General features: G+C 63.4%; 18 protein-coding genes. 6 read left to right on the top strand and 12 right to left on the bottom strand.

Features of this window, described 5'->3' with window-relative positions; all coding sequences use genetic code 11:
* Nucleotides 1-30: 30 nt before the first annotated feature.
* The 8 genes from V473_RS03225 to ffh all read right to left on the bottom strand — a co-directional run bounded on the left by V473_RS03225 (nt 31) and on the right by ffh (nt 8,535).
* Nucleotides 31-2,706 (bottom strand): TonB-dependent receptor plug domain-containing protein, encoded by a 2,676-nt coding sequence (locus V473_RS03225; RefSeq protein ID WP_066600530.1) that lies wholly within the window; start codon nt 2,704-2,706, stop codon nt 31-33.
* A 344-nt stretch (nt 2,707-3,050) separates the two neighbouring features.
* Nucleotides 3,051-3,416 carry a 50S ribosomal protein L19 gene (gene rplS / locus V473_RS03220; RefSeq protein WP_056686454.1) on the bottom strand — a complete coding sequence of 122 codons (366 nt, stop codon included), beginning with the start codon at nt 3,414-3,416 and terminating at the stop codon, nt 3,051-3,053.
* A 6-nt stretch (nt 3,417-3,422) separates the two neighbouring features.
* Nucleotides 3,423-4,160, bottom strand: coding sequence for a tRNA (guanosine(37)-N1)-methyltransferase TrmD (gene trmD, locus V473_RS03215; RefSeq protein ID WP_066600527.1), 738 nt, complete (start codon nt 4,158-4,160; stop codon nt 3,423-3,425).
* Nucleotides 4,157-4,429 carry a hypothetical protein gene (locus V473_RS03210; RefSeq protein WP_066600525.1) on the bottom strand — a complete coding sequence of 91 codons (273 nt, stop codon included), beginning with the start codon at nt 4,427-4,429 and terminating at the stop codon, nt 4,157-4,159. Before V473_RS03210 ends, trmD begins: the two co-directional genes overlap by 4 nt.
* A 58-nt stretch (nt 4,430-4,487) precedes the next feature.
* Nucleotides 4,488-5,984, bottom strand: coding sequence for a serine hydrolase domain-containing protein (locus tag V473_RS03205; protein ID WP_066600522.1), 1,497 nt, complete (start codon nt 5,982-5,984; stop codon nt 4,488-4,490).
* Between the two features lie 71 nt (nt 5,985-6,055).
* Nucleotides 6,056-6,550: a ribosome maturation factor RimM gene (gene rimM / locus V473_RS03200; RefSeq protein ID WP_066600515.1), complete on the bottom strand. Its 495-nt coding sequence runs from the start codon at nt 6,548-6,550 to the stop codon at nt 6,056-6,058.
* 5 nt (nt 6,551-6,555) lie between these two features.
* Entirely contained in the window at nt 6,556-7,011 is a 456-nt protein-coding gene (rpsP, locus tag V473_RS03195; protein ID WP_066600513.1) for a 30S ribosomal protein S16, read from the bottom strand.
* Nucleotides 7,012-7,053: 42 nt separating this feature from the next.
* Nucleotides 7,054-8,535 carry a signal recognition particle protein gene (ffh, locus tag V473_RS03190; RefSeq protein WP_066600510.1) on the bottom strand — a complete coding sequence of 494 codons (1,482 nt, stop codon included), beginning with the start codon at nt 8,533-8,535 and terminating at the stop codon, nt 7,054-7,056.
* A gap of 306 nt (nt 8,536-8,841) precedes the next feature.
* Here ffh and V473_RS03185 point away from each other — a divergent pair, with 306 nt between their 5' ends.
* From V473_RS03185 to V473_RS03160, 6 genes are all read left to right on the top strand, one after another.
* Nucleotides 8,842-10,236, top strand: a complete 1,395-nt coding sequence (locus V473_RS03185; protein WP_066600509.1) for an amino acid permease — start codon at nt 8,842-8,844, stop codon at nt 10,234-10,236.
* A 453-nt stretch (nt 10,237-10,689) separates the two neighbouring features.
* On the top strand, nt 10,690-11,490 hold the full coding sequence (dapF, locus tag V473_RS03180) for a diaminopimelate epimerase (protein WP_066600508.1): 801 nt from the start codon (nt 10,690-10,692) through the stop codon (nt 11,488-11,490).
* Complete coding sequence (gene mtaB, locus V473_RS03175) at nt 11,490-12,749, top strand: tRNA (N(6)-L-threonylcarbamoyladenosine(37)-C(2))-methylthiotransferase MtaB (RefSeq protein ID WP_066600506.1); 1,260 nt, start codon at nt 11,490-11,492, stop codon at nt 12,747-12,749. Before dapF ends, mtaB begins: the two co-directional genes overlap by 1 nt.
* Nucleotides 12,746-13,684, top strand: coding sequence for a signal recognition particle-docking protein FtsY (gene ftsY / locus V473_RS03170; RefSeq protein WP_066600500.1), 939 nt, complete (start codon nt 12,746-12,748; stop codon nt 13,682-13,684). The genes mtaB and ftsY overlap by 4 nt, the downstream gene beginning before the upstream one ends.
* Entirely contained in the window at nt 13,674-14,336 is a 663-nt protein-coding gene (gene ispZ / locus V473_RS03165; protein ID WP_066600493.1) for a septation protein IspZ, read from the top strand. The genes ftsY and ispZ overlap by 11 nt, the downstream gene beginning before the upstream one ends.
* A gap of 168 nt (nt 14,337-14,504) precedes the next feature.
* Nucleotides 14,505-15,119, top strand: a complete 615-nt coding sequence (locus tag V473_RS03160; protein WP_066600490.1) for a superoxide dismutase — start codon at nt 14,505-14,507, stop codon at nt 15,117-15,119.
* Nucleotides 15,120-15,191: 72 nt separating this feature from the next.
* Here V473_RS03160 and V473_RS24350 read toward each other — a convergent pair whose 3' ends face one another.
* From V473_RS24350 to V473_RS03140, 4 genes are all read right to left on the bottom strand, one after another.
* The gene (locus tag V473_RS24350) at nt 15,192-15,827 is read right to left on the bottom strand and encodes a methyl-accepting chemotaxis protein (protein ID WP_244884330.1); all 636 of its coding nucleotides are present in this window, start codon (nt 15,825-15,827) and stop codon (nt 15,192-15,194) included.
* The gene (locus V473_RS24345) at nt 15,828-16,715 is read right to left on the bottom strand and encodes a hypothetical protein (protein WP_148648319.1); all 888 of its coding nucleotides are present in this window, start codon (nt 16,713-16,715) and stop codon (nt 15,828-15,830) included.
* Nucleotides 16,716-17,069: 354 nt separating this feature from the next.
* Nucleotides 17,070-17,408: a hypothetical protein gene (locus tag V473_RS03145; protein WP_066600485.1), complete on the bottom strand. Its 339-nt coding sequence runs from the start codon at nt 17,406-17,408 to the stop codon at nt 17,070-17,072.
* Nucleotides 17,381-17,929, bottom strand: a complete 549-nt coding sequence (locus V473_RS03140; RefSeq protein ID WP_066600483.1) for a J domain-containing protein — start codon at nt 17,927-17,929, stop codon at nt 17,381-17,383. The genes V473_RS03145 and V473_RS03140 overlap by 28 nt, the downstream gene beginning before the upstream one ends.
* Between the last annotated feature and the right edge of the window lie 13 nt (nt 17,930-17,942).

Here is a 17,942-nt window from a genome sequence, read left to right as displayed (position 1 = left end):
CGGCCGTCAATCGTCGCTGTCATGCAGGGATCAGAATTTGAAACCGACCTTCCCGTACCAGAAGCCGCCATTGAAGCCGAAGGGCGACACGTCGGGATAGATGTCGCCGGTGAATCGGCCGCCGGTCGAACCATAGACCGGACCCAACGTCCCTTTGGTGTTGGAATATTTGTCGGGATAATTGCTGAAGAGGTTCTGCACACCCACGCTCAGGGTGAAATTGTCGTTCACTTCATAGCTGCTCTCGAAGTCGAACACGAACTCGCTGCCGAACGTCTGCGACACCGGGCCGTCATCCGTCTGGGTATATTTGCCATACCAGTTCATGCGCGCCAGCACGGAGAAGGGACCGCTGTTCCAATTCTCGGTCAGGATGACGCGGGTCTTGGGCAGGGTCTTTTCCAGCTGGGCGACGCGAACATCGGATACGATGTCGGGATCGCGTGCGATGACCTTGGTCTTGTTATAGTTGAACGCCAGCGTGGTGCTGAAACTGCCCATCGTGTCCGTCGCAAAGCGATAGCTGCCGACGACGTCCACACCCTGGGTGCGGGTATCGAAGGCGTTGGTCAGGAACTGCACTTCGTTGACGGTCGCATAGTTGGCCAGCCCCAGCGACTGGAGCGTGGGCCGCTGGTCATTGGTAATTTCGAACGTGCCGGATGTGCCGATCCGGTCCTTCACCTTGATGTTGTAATAGTCGATCGAGAGCGTGAAGCCCGGCGCAGGCGTGAACACGCTGCCGAGCGAGAAGCTGACCGACTCTTCGGGCTTGAGCGGCGTTGCCCCCAGGAAGGCCGCGACCGGGCTGGTGACCGGCAGCGTCATCGATTCGATCGCGTTGGGATTGCCGGGATTGAAGCCAGTTGCGATGCTGCTGCTGTTGACCTGGCCCGGCGTCGGCGCGCGGAAGCCCGTCGCCACCGTGCCACGCAGGGCGACGATATCGGGAACGACCGCGTAACGGGCCGAAAATTTGCCGGTGGTCGAATTGCCGAAGTCGGACAGATGCTCATAGCGGCCAGCGATGCCGAAGGAGAGTTGTTCGGTGACGTCCCCTTCGATGTCGATATACAGCCCCTTGGAATTGCGGCTGCTTTCGCCGGCGATGGCCGGGCCGTAACCGGGGAAGCCATTGGCGCCGACCGGCAGCGTGACCGACAGTTGCGATCCGTCGGCGTTCAATACCGGCGTGCCGTCCTGATGGAAGACAAGGTTCCCGGTATATTGCCCGATCGCGTAGGAGGCCGCGTCACCCAGACCTAATTCATAGGATTCGCGGAAATATTGGCCGCCAAAGGCGATGGTGACGGGGCTGGCGAAGCCGACTTCCCAGGGATAGCTGAAGTCCGCATTGATCAGCGTTTCGCGCTGCTCCAGCTTGCCCAGGTAGAATTCGTTCGGCGACGTGATGCCCAGCGACGGGTTCATCGTGCCGTTCATCGTGTATCGCAGCGTCGACTGGCCATAGCTGCCAGAAATGTCATAGTTCAGGCCGAAGCCTAATTTGCCCTTATAGCCGACGGTGCCTGAAATATCGTCGATCTTGCCAAAGAAGATCGGCGTGAAGCCGCCAGGATAGACGCAGCTCCAATTCTGGACCAGCGGGTCGGAACAGGTCGCGACCTGGGTATAGTCGCGCGTCGTGACTTCATAATCGTTGGGCGCATAGACATTCCCGCCCGCAGCGCCAGTCTGGATGCCCGGCAGCGTGTTGTCGAAGTCCGTGAAGTAATCGTTGAAGATGCCGTTCTTGCCGAAGCTGTTGCCTTCGATATCGACGCCGGACGTATTGACCGACTGGCGATAGTTGAAGCTTTCTTCCTGGAAGCTGTGACCATAATTGCCGAAGAAATAGACGCTGCTGTCATCGCCCAGGTCAAACCCGCCATTGACGAAGAAGCGGTAGGATTCCATCGCCGGATTGCCGTAGCGCTGCGCCAGGGCCGGCACGCCAATGGTGGGCTGCTCCTGCGCCAGTAGATGCGCGCCGGCGCGCGTGACACCGCGGCTGGTCTTGGCCGCATTCACATATTCGCCGCTGATGTTGATGAAGCCGCTGTCGCCCAGCTTGAACCCGCCGTTCAAGGCGAGCTGATAATCCTCGCCATCGCCGCGATAAAATTGGCCGTAGCGGGCATAGCCCGAAATGCCGTCCGTATCGTCGCGCAGGGTCATGTTGATGACCCCGGCGATGGCGTCCGATCCGTATTGCGCCGATGCGCCGTCGCGCAGCACTTCGACCGCGCGGACCGCAATGGCGGGCACCTGCGCCAAATCGGCGGAATGGGCGCCGGCGGACTGGGCGTTGGCGCCGATCTGGACCAGCGCGGAACGGTGCATACGCTTGCCGTTGATCATCACCAGCGTCTGGTCGGGCGCCAGGCCGCGCAGGTTGGGCGGACGCACGAAGGACGAGCCATCGCCAATGGCGTAGCGCGCGACCGAGAAGGAGGGAACGAGGTTCTGGATCACCTGGTTCATGTCGGCCGTGCCCTGCTTTTGCAGTTCAACGCCGGAATAGACATCGATCGGCGTGGGCGATTCCGCCACGGTGCGATCGGTGCGGCGGGTGCCGGTCACGATGATGGTCTGGCCCGGTTCGGCGGCGGCAGTCTGCGGCGGCGCATCCTGCGCAAGAACAGGCATGGAAGAACAGAGAGAAACAGCAATTGCGCTGCGTGAAATCAGACCCTTATACTTCATCAAAAAAGCCCCCTATTTCTCTTTTACAGAGGCCTTTTCGACATCCCCCACCTTATTTTATTTTCAACGTCATGAAGTTGCAAAATTCCCCGACCGAAACTGAAAGTTTCAGTGCAACTACAATCCGTAACAATTGGAAACGGAAGGCTGACATAAATCCACCATCAACAAAATGGCCCTTTTTGCCGCAGCGCAAAATCTTTCGCACGGGACAAAGCCGGACGATCGTCAAATTTTGTCAAATCCTTGTAACATAACGAAAAAGGCGGCGACCTTGGGGGTCGCCGCCTGTATCTTTTTTACAACTGTCAAGAAGCGTTGTTAGGCGCTCAATCTTGCCGTGATCAGCCTTCGCGGTTGTCGCGGCGCTCGGCGATGCGAGCGCGCTTGCCGGTACGGCCACGCAGATAGTAAAGCTTCGCACGACGCACGACGCCACGGCGGACGACAGTGATCGAATCGAGGTTGGGCGAATAGAGCGGGAACACGCGCTCCACGCCTTCGCCGAACGAAATCTTGCGCACGGTGAAGTTCGAACCCATGCCCTTGTTCGAACGGGCGATGCACACGCCTTCATAGTTCTGAACGCGGCTACGCTCGCCTTCAATGACCTTCACGCCGACGCGCAGCGTGTCGCCAGGGCGGAATTCGGGGATGTCCTTGCCGAGGGCGGCGATGTTTTCCGCCTCGATCTGCTGGATGATGTTCATGTCAACTCAGTCCTTGGTCGTTCGTTGCGCACCAGAGGGCGACTGGACCCGAACGCCGATGTGACGTTCCCAAAGGTCCGGCCGCCTTAGCCGTGTATCATCCTCCGCCTGTTGTTTCCGCCAGGCGGCGATCTTCGCATGATCCCCCGATCGCAACACTTGCGGGATCGCGCGCCCCTCCCATTCTACCGGGCGGGTATAATGCGGATATTCGAGCAATCCCGTTTCAAAGGATTCCTCGACTCCGCTGGAAGCCGCGCCCATTACACCGGGAAGCAGCCGAACACAAGCATCGAGCAGCAGCAAAGCCGCCATTTCCCCGCCCGACAGGATGATGTCTCCCATGCTGACCTGCTCGATCGGCCGGGCGTCGAAGATACGCTCGTCAAACCCCTCGAACCGGCCGCAGACCAGGGTCACGCCCGGCCCTTCCGCCAGGCTGCGCACGCGCGCCTGGGTGATGGGCGCGCCGCGCGGCGTCATCGCCAACACGGGCAGGTCGGGCCGCTTCTCCAGCGCGTGATCCACCGCCTTGGCCATGATGTCCGCACGCAGCACCATGCCCGCGCCACCGCCCGCGGGCGTATCGTCAACGGTGCGATGCCGGTCGGCGGCGAAATCGCGGATGTGAATCGGGTCGCACGCCCACTTCCCCTCGCTCAGCGCTCGCCCCGCCAGCGAAACGCCCAGCGGCCCCGGAAACATCTCTGGATAGAGGGTCAATATCTGCGCAGCGAAGCTCATTTCCGGCGCGACCGCAACCAGGCCGCGGACGCTCCTCCGCCCATACACAACAGGCCACAGATCAACAGCGCGACACCGATGCTCTGGAGCAGCCCTGCAAAGGGTCGTTCGGGGTGCAGCACACCAGGGATCAGGACCAGCAGAGGGATCGGGCATACCAGCGCGACCGCGCTGACGACCTTCACGCCGCGCGACCAGTCGACGCCGAACAGGCGCCAACCGGCGGCCAGCATTGCCAGAAGATAAAGAGCGGTGAGTATTTGCGCCATGGCCCGCGCTTAGGATAAGCGCGCCGCCTCGTCCAGTTTCGCCTCGCCTGCCTGTCGCTCAGGGGGTCTTTACGGACAGTTTGAGTTCCTGAATCTGCGCACCCTGCGTCGGCGCGAGCAGGATAGACCCCGCCACGCGCCCCTTTTCGCAGGTCCAGGTAAAGCTGCCCGACAGATTGCCGCCGGCCTTGATCGGCGCGTCGGTGCGGCACGCCCCGACCTCGCTTTTCAACGCGGCAAGCTTCTTGCGCCAACTGTCCATGTCGCTGTCCATCAGGAAGTTCATCGCCAGCCGATCCTGCGCGCCCTGCACGCCGCCAGCGGCATAGATGCGCCCGGTCGCGGCATAGCCATCCGCCAGCAGGGGCGACACCGCCTGCGTCCGCTCGACCAGCACGCCGGCCTTCTGCAACGCCATGGCCGCGTCCCAGGCGGGGCCAGCGCCGCCATTATAGGTGCGGTTGGTGAAGACGAAGATGCCAACGCCATGGTCGGGCATCAGCATCACATGGCTGCCATAGCCGGGATAGCCGCCGCCATGGGCCAGCGTCAGGCCCAGGTCGCAATCCTGCGCCACCCGCATACCAAAACCATAGGCAGCCGCCTGACGACAGGCGGACGGGCCACTGGCGCCATATCGCGGGGCGAGGCTAACGAAATTACTCCCCTCCGCCAGCATCCGCACCGCCGATCGCGGCGCCGGTCCGGCATCGGGATCGTCCCGCGCGGGCCAGGCGGACAGCAGGAAGGCGACCCAGCGCGCATAATCATTGGCGCTGGTCTGTAGCCCGCCCATCGCGCCGAATGCGCCGTCGCGCATCGTCGGCTCCGCCTTCCATCGCCCTTCTTCCCAGCGATAGCCGATCGCGCGCCGATCGAGCGGCCATTCGTCCACCGCATAGCCGCTCGACGCCATCCCCAGCGGCATCAGCAACGTCTGTTCGACATAGCGGCGATAGGGCTGACCGGAGACAGTGGCGATGATCCGGCCCAGCAGCGCGAAGCCGAAATTGCTATATTCATAATGGCTGCCCGGCGCGCTGCTGAACGGCACCCCCTGTTGCAGCATCCGGGTGAAGTCCGCTTCCGGCAGCGGCGTCTGGCGGTCGCCCCAGGGATTGTCGTCGACCAGGCCCGCGCTATGGGTCAGCAGGTCGCGGATGCGGATGCGCGGACTATCCTTGGTCGGATAGGTCCAGGCGCGCATCTCCGGCACATAGGTTTCGGCCAGATCATCGAGCGAGAGCTTGCCCTCTTCCCGCAGCTTCAGGATCGACAGCGCGGTGAAGGCCTTGGTCATCGACGCGATGCGGAACAGGCTGTCCGGCGTCGCCGGCCGCTTATGGACCAGATCCTGTACGCCCAACCCCTTCACATGGACCAGTCGCCCGTCGGCGACGATGCCGTACACCAATCCAGGCGCGTGGCTATCCACTTGGAAATCGGCGAACAGGCGATCAATTGCGGGGATCGCCTGCGCGATCTTCTGCGCGTCGGCGGCGTGGACCGGACACACGGCAGCGATCATCAACAGCAGGCAGGCGGCAAGGCGCATCGAAACATCCCTCCAGCAACGGAGGATCAACCATGCCACGCTGCATCATGGCCGCAAGGGACATTTACCCCTTATTCGACGAAGATCGCGTCAATGATGGCGCGGTCCGCCTCCAGCGTCACCGCATGCATCGGCGCCATGAAACGCTTGCCCTTCTTGCCTTCCACCGATGGCCGTTCGACCTCGATGATGTCGCCCGCGCCGAAATTCTCGATCGCAATGATCTCGCCCAGCGCCTCGCCCGCACTAGACAGGCAGGACAGGCCGATAATGTCGGCATGATAATATTCGCCCTCGCCCAGCGGCGGCAGGGCGGAACGGGGCACGGTCAGCGCCGTGCCGCGCAAGGCTTCGGCTTCACCGCGTGTCCCGATCTCGGCGAAACGGGCGACCGCGCCATTGGGACCGGGGCGAACCGACTTCAACGTCAATATGCGCCCGGCCGCATTGAAGCTTTTGTAGCTTTTGAGGCTTTCGGCCCCTTCGCCAAAGAGCTTCAGACGGACATCGCCCGCCACTCCATGCGCACCGATGATCGCGGCGAGAGTGACGGGCTTGTCGGTCAAGAGGCTCAGCCTTCGGCCTGTTCGGCAGCGACTTCTGCAGCCGGCGCTTCTTCAGCAGCCGGAGCCGGAGCAGCGGCGGCCTCGGCAGCGGCCGCCTTGGCGGCTTCGGCGGCTTCAGCCGCTTCGGCGGCCTTGGTGGCGCGGTCTTCAGCGCGATCCTTGGCCTTCTGGCCCGGCTCCGCCTTCTTGGGGTTGTTGCGCACGATGCGCTCCTTCACGCCGGCGGCGTCCAGGAAGCGGGCGACGCGGTCGGTCGCCTGGGCGCCGGCGGCAACCCAATGCTTCGCACGCTCGACGTCCAGAACGACGCGCTTCTCGTCGCCCTTGGGCAGGACGGGATTGTAGCTGCCGATGCGCTCAATGAACTTGCCGTCACGCGGGGCGCGGCTGTCGGCCACGACGATGCGATAATAGGGACGCTTCTTGGAGCCGCCGCGCGACAAACGAATGGAGGTTGCCATGGAATTTGACCTTTCTACTCAAACCAAAAATGTGGGAATTGTTTACTTCTTCATGAAATTTTGAAAACCGGGTGGAAGCTTGGGCATGTTGCCGCCCAATCCGCCCAGGCCCGACAGATCGGGTCCACCCCCGCCTGCGCCGCCGTCCGGGCCGCCAAGGCCGCCCAATCCGCCCATGCCACCGCCGCCGGTGAACATCTTGGCCAGCCCTTTCAGGCCGCCCATCTTGCGGATCTTCTTCATCGCGCCTTCCATTTCCTGATGCATTTTCAGGAGACGGTTGACGTCCTGCACGGTGCGGCCCGCGCCCTTGGCGATGCGAATCTTGCGCTTGGCGTTGATCAGGGCGGGCTTCTCCCGCTCCTTGGGCGTCATGGAGCCGATCATGGCGTCCAGATGCACCAGCGTCTTGTCGTTCGCGCCGCTATTGGCCATCGCCGCCTGGGCCTTTTTCAAGCCCGGCAACATGCCCGCCAGCGCGCCCAGACCGCCCATGCGGCGCATCTGGTTCAACTGGCTGCGCAGGTCGTTCATGTCGAACTGACCCTTGGCCATTTTCTTGGCCAGCTTGTCGGCTTCCTCCGCATCGATCGTCTCGGCGGCGCGCTCGACCAGGCTGACGACGTCGCCCATGCCCAATATGCGCTGCGCGACACGCTGCGGATGGAACAGCTCCAGCGCATCGAGCTTTTCGCCGGTGCCGGCGAACTTGATCGGGCGGCCGGTGACGGCCCGCATCGACAGTGCCGCACCACCACGCGCATCGCCGTCCATGCGGGTCAGCACCACGCCGGTCAGCGGCACCTGGCTTGAGAAGTTCGTCGCGACATTGACCGCATCCTGGCCGGTCAGCGAATCGACCACCAGCAGGATTTCAGCGGGGTTGGAGGCGTCGGCGACCGCCTTCATCTCGTCCATCAACGCCTGGTCGACATGCAGCCGACCGGCGGTGTCGAGCATCACCACGTCGAAGCCCTGCAGCTTCGCCGACTGGAGCGCGCGCCTGGCGATATCCACCGGCTGCTGGCCCGCCACGATCGGCAGCGTGGCGACGTCGATCTGCGTGCCCAGCACGGCCAACTGTTCCTGCGCGGCCGGACGCTGGACGTCGAGCGACGCCATCAGTACCTTCTTGCGCTCTTTTTCCTTGAGGCGCTTGGCGATCTTGGCAGTCGTGGTTGTCTTGCCCGACCCCTGCAAGCCGACCATCATAATGACGGCGGGCGGGGTCACGTCGATCAGCAGGTCGGACGCTTCGGAACCCAGCGTTTCGGTCAGCGTGTCGGAGACGATCTTGACGACCATCTGCCCCGGCGTGACCGACCGCAGCACATCGCTGCCGACCGCCCGTTCGGTGGCCTGATCGACGAACTGGCGCACGACCGGCAGCGCAACATCGGCCTCCAGCAGCGCGATTCGCACTTCACGCATCGCGGCGCGGACATCGTCCTCCGTCAGCGCGCCGCGCCCACGCAGTTTGTCGAATACCCCACTCAGACGATCGCTTAGCGAATCGAACATCATCACCTCATTTGGGCCACAAAGGCCCGGAAAATCCCGCATCCCTGCCAAACGACAAAATCGCCGGTGGGCGAAACCTCGCCAACCAGCGTCCATCCGATGCCCCATATGGGCGTCCTGGATTTGTCAGGGACCGGACGGCAGACCGCCCGATTGCACGGCGCCCTTAGCGCAAGGGCGTCCATGATGCAAGCGATCCGGGGCGAGGCACGCGGACGGCAGCCGGATGCAAATTTGGCCACAGCTTGCACAATGCGCTGCTTTACGCCAGCACAACAGCCCAAGTTGAATATCGGGGAGCCTAGGATCATGAGCTGGACACGCCGCAAGCCCATGGAGGCGATGACACCCAAGGATGCGGGCCATCAACTGGCGCGCACCCTGTCCTGGCCGCATCTGCTGGCGCTGGGCGTCGGCGCGATCGTGGGCACCGGCATCCTGACTCTGATCGGCGTTGGCGCGGACCGCGCCGGACCGGCCGTCCTGCTCTCCTTCGCCATAGCGGGCGCGATCTGCGCCTGCGCCGCGCTCGCCTATGCCGAATTGTCGACCATGATGCCCGCGGCGGGCAGCGCCTACAGCTATAGCTATGTCGCGCTGGGCGAAGGCATCGCCTGGGTCGTGGGGTGGAGCCTGATCCTGGAATATAGCCTGGTCGTGTCCACCGTGGCGGTGGGCTGGTCGGGCTATGCCGCGCCTTTGCTCACTGCGATCGGCTTCCCGAAGATGTTGACGCAGGGACCGGAACTGGGCGGCCTTATCAACCTGCCCGCCATCTTCATCATCGCCGTGGTCGCCGGACTGCTGATGCTCGGCACGCGCGAAAGCGCGCGCCTCAACACCATTCTCGTACTCATCAAGATCGTGACGCTCAGCCTGTTCGTCGCTTATGCCCTGCCCGCCTTCGACGCCCAAAATCTGGAACCCTTCATGCCCTTCGGCTTCGCCAAGCATATGGGGCCGGACGGGGTCGAACGCGGGGTGATGGCGGCGGCCGCGATTATCTTCTTCGCCTTCTACGGTTTCGACGCGATTTCGACCGCAGCGGAGGAAGCCAAGAACCCGGACCGTGATCTCGCCATCGGCATCGTCGGATCGCTCATCATCTGCACCCTCATCTATGTTCTGGTGGCCGCCGCCGCGATCGGCGCCCTGCCCTTCACCCGCTTTGCCGACAGTCCCGAACCGCTGGCGCTGATCCTGCGCGAAATGGGCCAGGGCGGCATTGCCCGCATCGTCGCCATCGCCGCGGTCATCGCCCTGCCCACCGTGCTGCTGGGTTTCCTCTACGGCCAGAGCCGCATCTTCCTGGTGATGGCGCGCGACGGATTCCTGCCGCAAAGCCTGGCGAAGATTTCCAAGCGCGGTACGCCCGCGCGCATCACTGCCGTCACCGCCGCGCTGGTCGCCGTCATCGCCGGTTTGCTGCCGATCGACGAGATCGCCGCGCTGGCCAATGCCGGCACGCTGATCGCCTTCACCGCCGTAGGCTGGTGCCTGCTCGTCCTGCGCCGCCGCAGCCCAGACCTCCGCCGCCCCTTCCGCACGCCGGCCGCCTGGTTCGTCGGCGTGGGCGCGATCGGCGGCTGCGCCTATCTGTTCGTCAGCCTGCCGATGAAGACGATCCTCGCCTGTCTGGTGTGGAATGCGATCGGTTTACTCGTCTATTTTCTGTACGGGCAGAAGCGGGCGACCGCGGCGTAGGGAGATCGAACGAAATAATTCCTGCACATTCGACGTTCACGCCAGCAATCGATGAAGCCGGTCAGCGACGCTATAATGTCTATGACGGGCATTTGACATGGATTTTACCCGGTCGCTCTGGATCAATCAGAATTAGAAAGCCCGCGCCACCTCAGCCCGACATGGAATTGACAGTCCAGAAATTGCCTGACGGCACGCGCGAAAAATTGTTCGGCTTGTCACCAGATTGGATACAGCAGGACAGATGGTCGCGTGAGACCAGGTCCGAGCAATCCTAAAGAGATAAAACTCGCCAAAGTTGCCTGTGAGCAAGCTAAAGCCATGCCTGTGGGAGATCACCAAGGACAAGGACGGCAATTCCATCTCAGTAGTGCGAGGCCTGAGCATATTATTCAAGGTAGCAGAATAACCACGGACTCGCCTTTTCCCTCCACCCCCACTACATGCCCGCCCATGGGACGCTTCTCCAAAATGCACGGCCTGGGCAATGATTTCGTTGTGATCGACGCGCGCGATGGCGCGGTCGAGATGACGGAAGCGCGCGCCCGCGCCGTCGCCGATCGTCACGCCGGGATCGGCTGCGATCAATTGATCCTGATCGGCAACGCCCCCGACGCGGACGTGTCGATGCAGATATTCAACGCCGACGGCAGCGAAGTGGAAGCTTGCGGCAACGCGACCCGCTGCGTGCCCCTGTTCGTCGGCCGCGACGTGCTGATCCGCACCAAGGCCGGCCTGCTCGACGCCAAGAGCGTGGATGGCGGCGCCAGCGTCGATATGGGCGCACCCCGTTTCGACTGGGACGCGATCCCGCTCGCCTATCCCATGGACACGCTGACCATGAGCGCGAGTTGGGAAGAGCTGCCCGCCCCCGCCGCGGTCAATGTCGGCAACCCGCATGTCATCTTCTTCGTGGACCATCTGGACGGTGTGAACTTCGACCGTCTCGGCCCGCTGATCGAGCATGATCCGTTGTTCCCGGCGCGCGTGAACGTCAATTTCGCGCAGGTCGTGGGCGACGATCATCTCCGTCTGGTGGTATGGGAACGCGGCGCGGGGCTGACGCGCGCCTGCGGCACGGGCGCCTGCGCCACCGCCGTCGCCGCCGTCCGCCGCAAGCTGGTGACGGGGCCGGTGACGGTCAGTCTGCCGGGCGGCGATCTGGTGATCGACTGGGCGCCGGGCGGCACGATCCGCATGACCGGACCCGCCACCCATGTCTTCGACGGTGAGGCTGACTGGGACCGCTTCTGATGCCCCCTGCCTCAACCAAAGCGCCGGACATCATCACCATGGGCTGCCGCCTCAACATCGCGGAGAGCGAGGCGATTCGCGACATGGCGGCCGGCCAGGACGATCTGATCGTGGTCAATAGCTGCGCCGTGACGGCCGAAGCGGTGCGCCAGACCCGCCAGGCGATCCGCCGCGCCCGCCGCGAACGGCCTGACGCCCGCATCCTCGTCACCGGCTGCGCCGCCCAGACCGAGCCGGAGACCTTCGCCGCCATGGCCGAAGTCGATGGCGTGATCGGCAATCGGGAGAAGATGGAGGCGAGCAGCTTCGCCGCGATAACCGAGAAGGTCCGCGTATCCGACATCATGGCCGTCCGCGACACCGCCCCGCATATGGCCAGCGCTTTTGCCGACCATGCCCGCGCGTTTCTGGAGGTCCAGAATGGCTGCGATCATCGCTGCACCTTCTGCATCATTCCCTATGGCCGGGGGAACAGCCGCTCTGTCCCCGCCGGCGCGGTGGTGGACAAGGCGAAACAACTGGTCGATGCCGGCTATAGCGAAATCGTGCTGACCGGCGTGGATGTCACCAGCTATGGCTCCGACCTGCCGGGCAGCCCCTCGCTCGGCCTGTTGATCGAACGCCTGCTGAAGGGCGTGCCCGACCTCCCCCGCTTGCGCCTGTCGTCGATCGACAGCGTGGAAATAGACGATCGGCTATTCGATCTCATCGCGCATGACCCGCGTATGATGCCGCACCTGCATCTCTCGCTACAGGCGGGCGACGACATGATCCTCAAGCGCATGAAGCGTCGTCATAGCCGCGCCGACGCCATTGCCATCGTGGAACGGCTCAACGCCGCCCGCCCCGACATCAGCATTGGCGCGGACATCATCGCAGGCTTCCCTACCGAGGAGGAGGCGATGTTCGAAAACAGCTTGGCCCTCATCGATGAATGCGACATCGTGCACGGCCATATTTTCCCCTATTCGCCGCGCGCCGGCACGCCGGCCGCACGGATGCCACAGGTCGATCGCGCGACGATCAAGGCGCGCGCTGCCCGCCTGCGTGACGCATGCGCCGCGCGACGCGAGGCCTGGCTGCGCAGCTTGATCGGCACCACCCAATCGGTGCTGGTCGAGCGCAGCGGGTTAAGCGGCCACGCCGAAAATTTCGCGCCAGTCCGCTTCATGACGGCACAGTCCTCCTCCTTCATCGTCCCTGCTACCATCACGGCGCTTGAGAATGGCGCGCTGATCGCGCAAGAGGCGCAGCAATGACAGACACCGGCACCAGCTGGCGCGACCGCCTCTTCGGCGGGCTGAAGCGCACATCCGACAGGCTTGGCGACAACCTCACCGGCCTTTTCTCCAAGGCGGCGCTCGACGACCAGACGTTGGACGAGATCGAAGAAGCCCTGATCGTTTCAGACCTTGGCCCCGCCATGGCCGCGCGCGTGCGCGAACGGCTGTCCGAAGGGCGCTTCAACAAGGAGCTGACCGAGGAATATCTGCGCGCGATCATCGCGGAAGAGATCGAGAAGGTGCTCGCCCCGGTCGCCCGCCCGTTGGAGATCGAAGCCTTCCCGCGGCCGCAGGTCATCTTGGTGATCGGCGTCAACGGATCAGGCAAGACCACCACCATAGCCAAGCTCGCCAATAATTTCCTGGAGCAGGATTATGGCGTGATGCTGGCCGCAGGCGATACCTTCCGCGCGGCGGCCATCGGCCAGCTCAAGGTCTGGGCCGAGCGTCTGGGCATCCCCATCGTCGCCGGCAAGGAAGGCGGCGACGCGGCGGGCATCGTATTCGACGCGGTCAAGCAGGCGACGGAAACCGGCATCGACGTGCTGATCGTGGACACGGCCGGGCGCCTTCAGAACAAGACCGAATTGATGGACGAACTGTCCAAGGTGCGCCGCGTGCTGGGCCGATTGAACCCGGCCGCCCCGCACGACGTTGTGCTGGTTCTGGATGCCACCACGGGACAGAATGCGTTGAACCAGATCGAAGTCTTCAAGGAAACCGCGCAGGTGACGGGGTTGGTCATGACCAAGCTCGACGGCACGGCGCGCGGCGGCGTGCTGGTCGCGGCGGCGGAGAAATTTCGTCTACCCATCCACGCCATCGGCGTTGGCGAAAAGATCGAGGATCTGCGCCCCTTCGATGCGGGCGACATGGCGCGCGCCATTGCAGGGACGGCCTATGCCCGCTGACGCCAAGCCCGCCGCAAAGCCTGCCCATGGCGGCACGCTTAGCCTGGCGCTCGATTTCGGGCCGCTGCTGGTGTTCTTCCTGACCTATAAGGGCGCCGGCTGGCTCATGGGGGCGGGTAATCCGATCACCGCTATGACCTTCGGCACGGCCGCCTTCATGGCGGCGATCGTGATTGCGGTGATCATCTCGAAAGTGAAGCTGGGCCGGGTGTCGCCGATGCTGTGGCTGTCGGCGCTGCTGATCCTGTTTTTCGGCGGCCTCACTATCTATTTCCATGATCAGAGCTTCATCCAGTTAAAGCCCACGATCATCTACAGCTTCTTCGCGCTGATGCTGTTCGCAGGCCTGTTACGTGGCAAGCCGCTACTCAAATATCTGCTCCAGGCCGCCTATGACGGCCTGAGCGAAACCGGCTGGATGAAGCTGTCGCGCAACTGGGCGCTTTTCTTCGTCGCCATGGCCATCGCGAACGAACTGATGCGGCGGTCAATGAGCTTCGACAGCTGGCTGGCGGTCAAGGTCTGGGGCGTGACCATCGTGTCGATCGTCTTCGCCGCCGCCAACATTCCGATGCTGATGCGCCACGGCCTGACGCTGGGCGACAGCCTCGACAGCGACGAGGTCGGCGAAACCACCCCGCCCCAGGGATAAGCGCTTATTTCTGCGATCGTTTCGCAATAGGCACATATCTGTTTTCTTGGGCGTTGGGGGAGCATATGGGAAGCGGCGGAGGCGTCCACGCCCCGCATGGACCATATGACCAATCGGCCGCTCCGACCCGCGTGCGGCCGCCCCATAACGAACCCGAGGAGTTCCGCCATGGCTTTTGTTCTGCCCGACCTGCCCTATGCCAAGGATGCTTTTGGCGACATCCTGTCCGTCGAAACCTTCGATTTCCACCATGGCAAGCATCACAACGCCTATGTGGTAAAGGCCAATGAACTGGTCGCCGCCGACGCCAGCCTTCAGGGCAAGTCGCTGGTCGAACTGATCAAGTCGGCCAAGGGCGGCCTGTTCAACCAGGTCGGCCAGATCTGGAACCACACATTCTACTGGCAGTCGCTCTCGCCGACCAAGACCGCGCCGACCGGCGAACTGCTGGCCAAGATCGAAGACGCCTTCGGCTCGGTCGATGCGCTGATCGAAAAGCTGAAGGCGGAGGCCGTCGGCCATTTCGCCAGCGGCTGGGCCGCACTGGTCCTCAAGGACGGCAAACTGGAAGTGACCAGCTATCATGACGCCGACACCCCTGTCGCCCATGAAGGCCATGCGCCGCTGCTGATCGTCGATGTGTGGGAACATGCCTATTATATCGACTATCGCAACCTGCGCCCCAGCTATGCCGATCGCATCCTCAAGGAAGCGATCAACTGGGACTTCGCAGCGTTGAACCTGGACGGCGAAGGCGCCAGCCGCGCCGACCAGCCAGGCTGATTGAAAAAAAGGGGGGGCGGTCGCATGGACCGGTCCCCCTTTTTTATGCGGCGTGTGGCTGGAGCGATCTGGTCAGGCCGCTTCCAACTGCGCGACAAATTGTTCCGCCGCTCGCTGCAACGCTTTGGCCGTTTGCGACAAACTTGATGCGGCGCTGGAAACGCGCCCCGACAGGCTTTCCGTGTCGCGCGCGACATCGGCCACCCCTTCCATCTGCCGCGTCATGATGGCGGCGTCCTGCGCCGTATCACGCGCCGATTCACCGATAGCGCTGGTCGCATCGCGCTGATCGACGACCGCCCGCTGGATGTCCTCCGCCGCGTCCGCCAGTTGTTCGACGGCGCCGGCGACGTCGGACAGCGCCTCGCGCGCGACGCCAGCCCCCTCACGGGCGGACCAAGCCAGAGCGTGAATTTCGCCGGTCGCGTTGGCGGCCTGACCCGCCAATTGCTTCACTTCTCCGGCCACTACGGCGAAACCGCGGCCGACCTCCCCGGCACGCGCGGCTTCGATCGTGGCGTTGAGCGCCAAAAGATTGGTGCGCGCGGCAATATCCGTGATGGAATTGGCGAAACTAGTGATCGATGTGGTGCGATCCTCCAGATCGTGCACGGCCTGATGCCCTTTAGTCGATACGCGCTGCGCTTCGCCGCCCAGCATCGCCTGCTGGTGCGAGGCGGATGCGATGGCGGTGATCGATTCCGACAACTAGTCGATCCGTCGGGCCAGCATGGTCGCATTGGCGGAAGATTGTTCGGCGATCGCCACCGTCTCTGCGGTGCCCTCGCTCGCACGCTGGGCCAATTGATTGAGTTGCCGGGCCGAATCGTCAAGTTCTTGGGCAGCAGCACCAACCGCGCCCACGATTTCCGCCACTGAATGGCGGAAATCTCCGACCAGCGTCAGCGTGGCCGCCCGCCGATCCGTAGCCATGCGGGCCTTTTCCGCCTCCTGCTGTTCGCGCAGATGCGCAGCGCGTGTCTCCAACTCGCTGCGCGCCGTCATCGCCGCTTCCGCAGCATGACGCCCCTTTTCGGCTTGCTGGGCCAATTGCCCGGCCTGCGCCACATGCCCGTCTAGAGCCAGCAGCATCGCGCGCAACCGAACGGTCAGGTAGCATAATATGGCCGCTTGCAGCACGACCGCCACGCCGTGGATCGTGACGCGACCGATATTGGCATTGTCCGGAAATACCCAGGTCGGCAGGAACAGGCTGAGCGCCAGATGATGGGCAGCCGTCAGCGAAGCCGCCAGCAGGATCGGCCGCCAGTCGTAGAGCAGCGCCAACCCCGCCAGCGCCACGAAGAAGAACATATGGCCGTCCATCTGCCAGCCATAGCCAGACAGCAGATACAGCCCGATCGCCGGTTGCACGGCGGCCAGCGTACCCATGGCCAGACGCGCTTCGAGGTCGCGCCGCTCCCGCATCACGCGGATGGTCGGCAGCGCATTGACCAGTGCGGACAGGAACAGCGCGCGGCCACTATGTTCCGCCCCTAGCAACAGGCCCGCGAGGCCGATCGCCACGGTCCAGATCCAGTTGGCGAACAGGAGAATGCGCAGCCCCTGCAGTCGCAATCGATCCAGGCTGGTCATCGCGCTCACCGAGTCGGTGCTCCGCAACCGCTCATTTGCGTCGACAAGGCGACTATTCCGCGGCGCAGCAGCGCAGGGGCCAGTTCGCCCCGCCTGCCTTCGACCAGCAAGGAGCCTGTCCAAGGGCCTTTCGCGACCAGCCTGGCGCCATTGGCGATAGCGATGGACGCTAGCGCGCGCCTTGCCCCGTCGGTCAATGGCAGCAGGACCATCCGGCCGCTCGTCGGCGGAACAGCATATAGCCCCAGAAGACCAAACAGGATCAGGCCGCATTGCCCCGCCAAGGGCAGGATGCAGCGATAGGGGGCAACCAGCTTCATTCCACCCGAATAGGATATATTGGTAAGGAAAATGTTAAGGATGTTCGGACGCGTTCAAACCCAGAGTTTCCGCCAGTTCATCCAGGTCGGCGCCCGGCCGGACCAACAACCATTCGCGGCTTGCCGCACCATCCACCACGGTCACGGCGCCCTTGGGACATATGCCCAGGCATTTCACCTCAAGCACGCCTGCCGCCGCCTTGCGCCCCGTCTTCAAGGACAGATGCTTGCGTAGCGCCTTGGCCAGTCGTTCGCCCCCACCCGGACCGAAGCCACCGTCCAGCTTCTTGGAACATTTGCGGCAGACCAGCGCCACATTGGACCAATTCGACCGGACCTGATCCTTCAAGCCTCCGCTCCGCGCGGTTTCCAGGTCCGACGCTCTTCGGCCGCACGCAGCACCTCGTAAGCGGCTTGGATCGCCTGGAACCGGACCGCCGCGTCGCTGTCTCCAGGCTTCACATCAGGATGATAGGCTTTGGCGAGCCGCCGCCAGTTCTTCTTCACATCCTCGAAACCGGCGTCGTCTTCCAGCTCCAATGCCTTAAGCGCATGAAGTTCGTCGCGGGATCGGCTCCCATCGCCCGGCCCGCCCCAGCCATGATAGGCGCTTGACTGGTAACCGCCCGCCGCCCGCCGCTCTGTCTTCTCGCGGGCCGCTCGCTCTTCCTCGTCCAACCCCTGAAAATAATCCCAATTACGATTATACTCGCCGGCATGGTCAGCGCAGAAATACCAGCGCTCCGGGCTGTTGGGCGATTTGGGCGCAGGGCAGTCGCCTGGCTTGTCGCAACCGAAGCGATCGCACATGCGCACGCGCTGCGCTTCACGCGCCGCGCCATAGGCGCGCCATCGCGGAAATCCCCAGTCATTGGATCGGCTGTGTCGTGCCATATTGCCGAATTAG

The sequence above is a fragment of the Sphingobium cupriresistens LL01 genome (assembly GCF_001046645.1).
Lineage (GTDB): Bacteria > Pseudomonadota > Alphaproteobacteria > Sphingomonadales > Sphingomonadaceae > Sphingobium > Sphingobium cupriresistens.
Note: the sequence above shows the minus strand (reverse complement) of the source record. Positions and strands in the feature narration are given on the sequence as shown.

Bases quoted from the DNA above. Each gene is read 5' to 3' on its own strand.
- V473_RS03185 (WP_066600509.1), top strand. From the start codon at position 8,842: ATGAGCTGGACACGCCGCAAGCCCATGGAGGCGATGACACCCAAGGAT.
- V473_RS24345 (WP_148648319.1), bottom strand. From the start codon at position 16,715: ATGACCAGCCTGGATCGATTGCGACTGCAGGGGCTGCGCATTCTCCTG.
- dapF (WP_066600508.1), top strand. From the start codon at position 10,690: ATGGGACGCTTCTCCAAAATGCACGGCCTGGGCAATGATTTCGTTGTG.
- rplS (WP_056686454.1), bottom strand. From the start codon at position 3,416: ATGAACATCATCCAGCAGATCGAGGCGGAAAACATCGCCGCCCTCGGC.
- ftsY (WP_066600500.1), top strand. From the start codon at position 12,746: ATGACAGACACCGGCACCAGCTGGCGCGACCGCCTCTTCGGCGGGCTG.
- ispZ (WP_066600493.1), top strand. From the start codon at position 13,674: ATGCCCGCTGACGCCAAGCCCGCCGCAAAGCCTGCCCATGGCGGCACG.
- ffh (WP_066600510.1), bottom strand. From the start codon at position 8,535: ATGATGTTCGATTCGCTAAGCGATCGTCTGAGTGGGGTATTCGACAAA.
- V473_RS03225 (WP_066600530.1), bottom strand. From the start codon at position 2,706: ATGAAGTATAAGGGTCTGATTTCACGCAGCGCAATTGCTGTTTCTCTC.
- V473_RS03205 (WP_066600522.1), bottom strand. From the start codon at position 5,984: ATGCGCCTTGCCGCCTGCCTGCTGTTGATGATCGCTGCCGTGTGTCCG.
- mtaB (WP_066600506.1), top strand. From the start codon at position 11,490: ATGCCCCCTGCCTCAACCAAAGCGCCGGACATCATCACCATGGGCTGC.
- trmD (WP_066600527.1), bottom strand. From the start codon at position 4,160: ATGAGCTTCGCTGCGCAGATATTGACCCTCTATCCAGAGATGTTTCCG.
- V473_RS03160 (WP_066600490.1), top strand. From the start codon at position 14,505: ATGGCTTTTGTTCTGCCCGACCTGCCCTATGCCAAGGATGCTTTTGGC.
- rpsP (WP_066600513.1), bottom strand. From the start codon at position 7,011: ATGGCAACCTCCATTCGTTTGTCGCGCGGCGGCTCCAAGAAGCGTCCC.
- V473_RS03210 (WP_066600525.1), bottom strand. From the start codon at position 4,429: ATGGCGCAAATACTCACCGCTCTTTATCTTCTGGCAATGCTGGCCGCC.
- V473_RS03140 (WP_066600483.1), bottom strand. From the start codon at position 17,929: ATGGCACGACACAGCCGATCCAATGACTGGGGATTTCCGCGATGGCGC.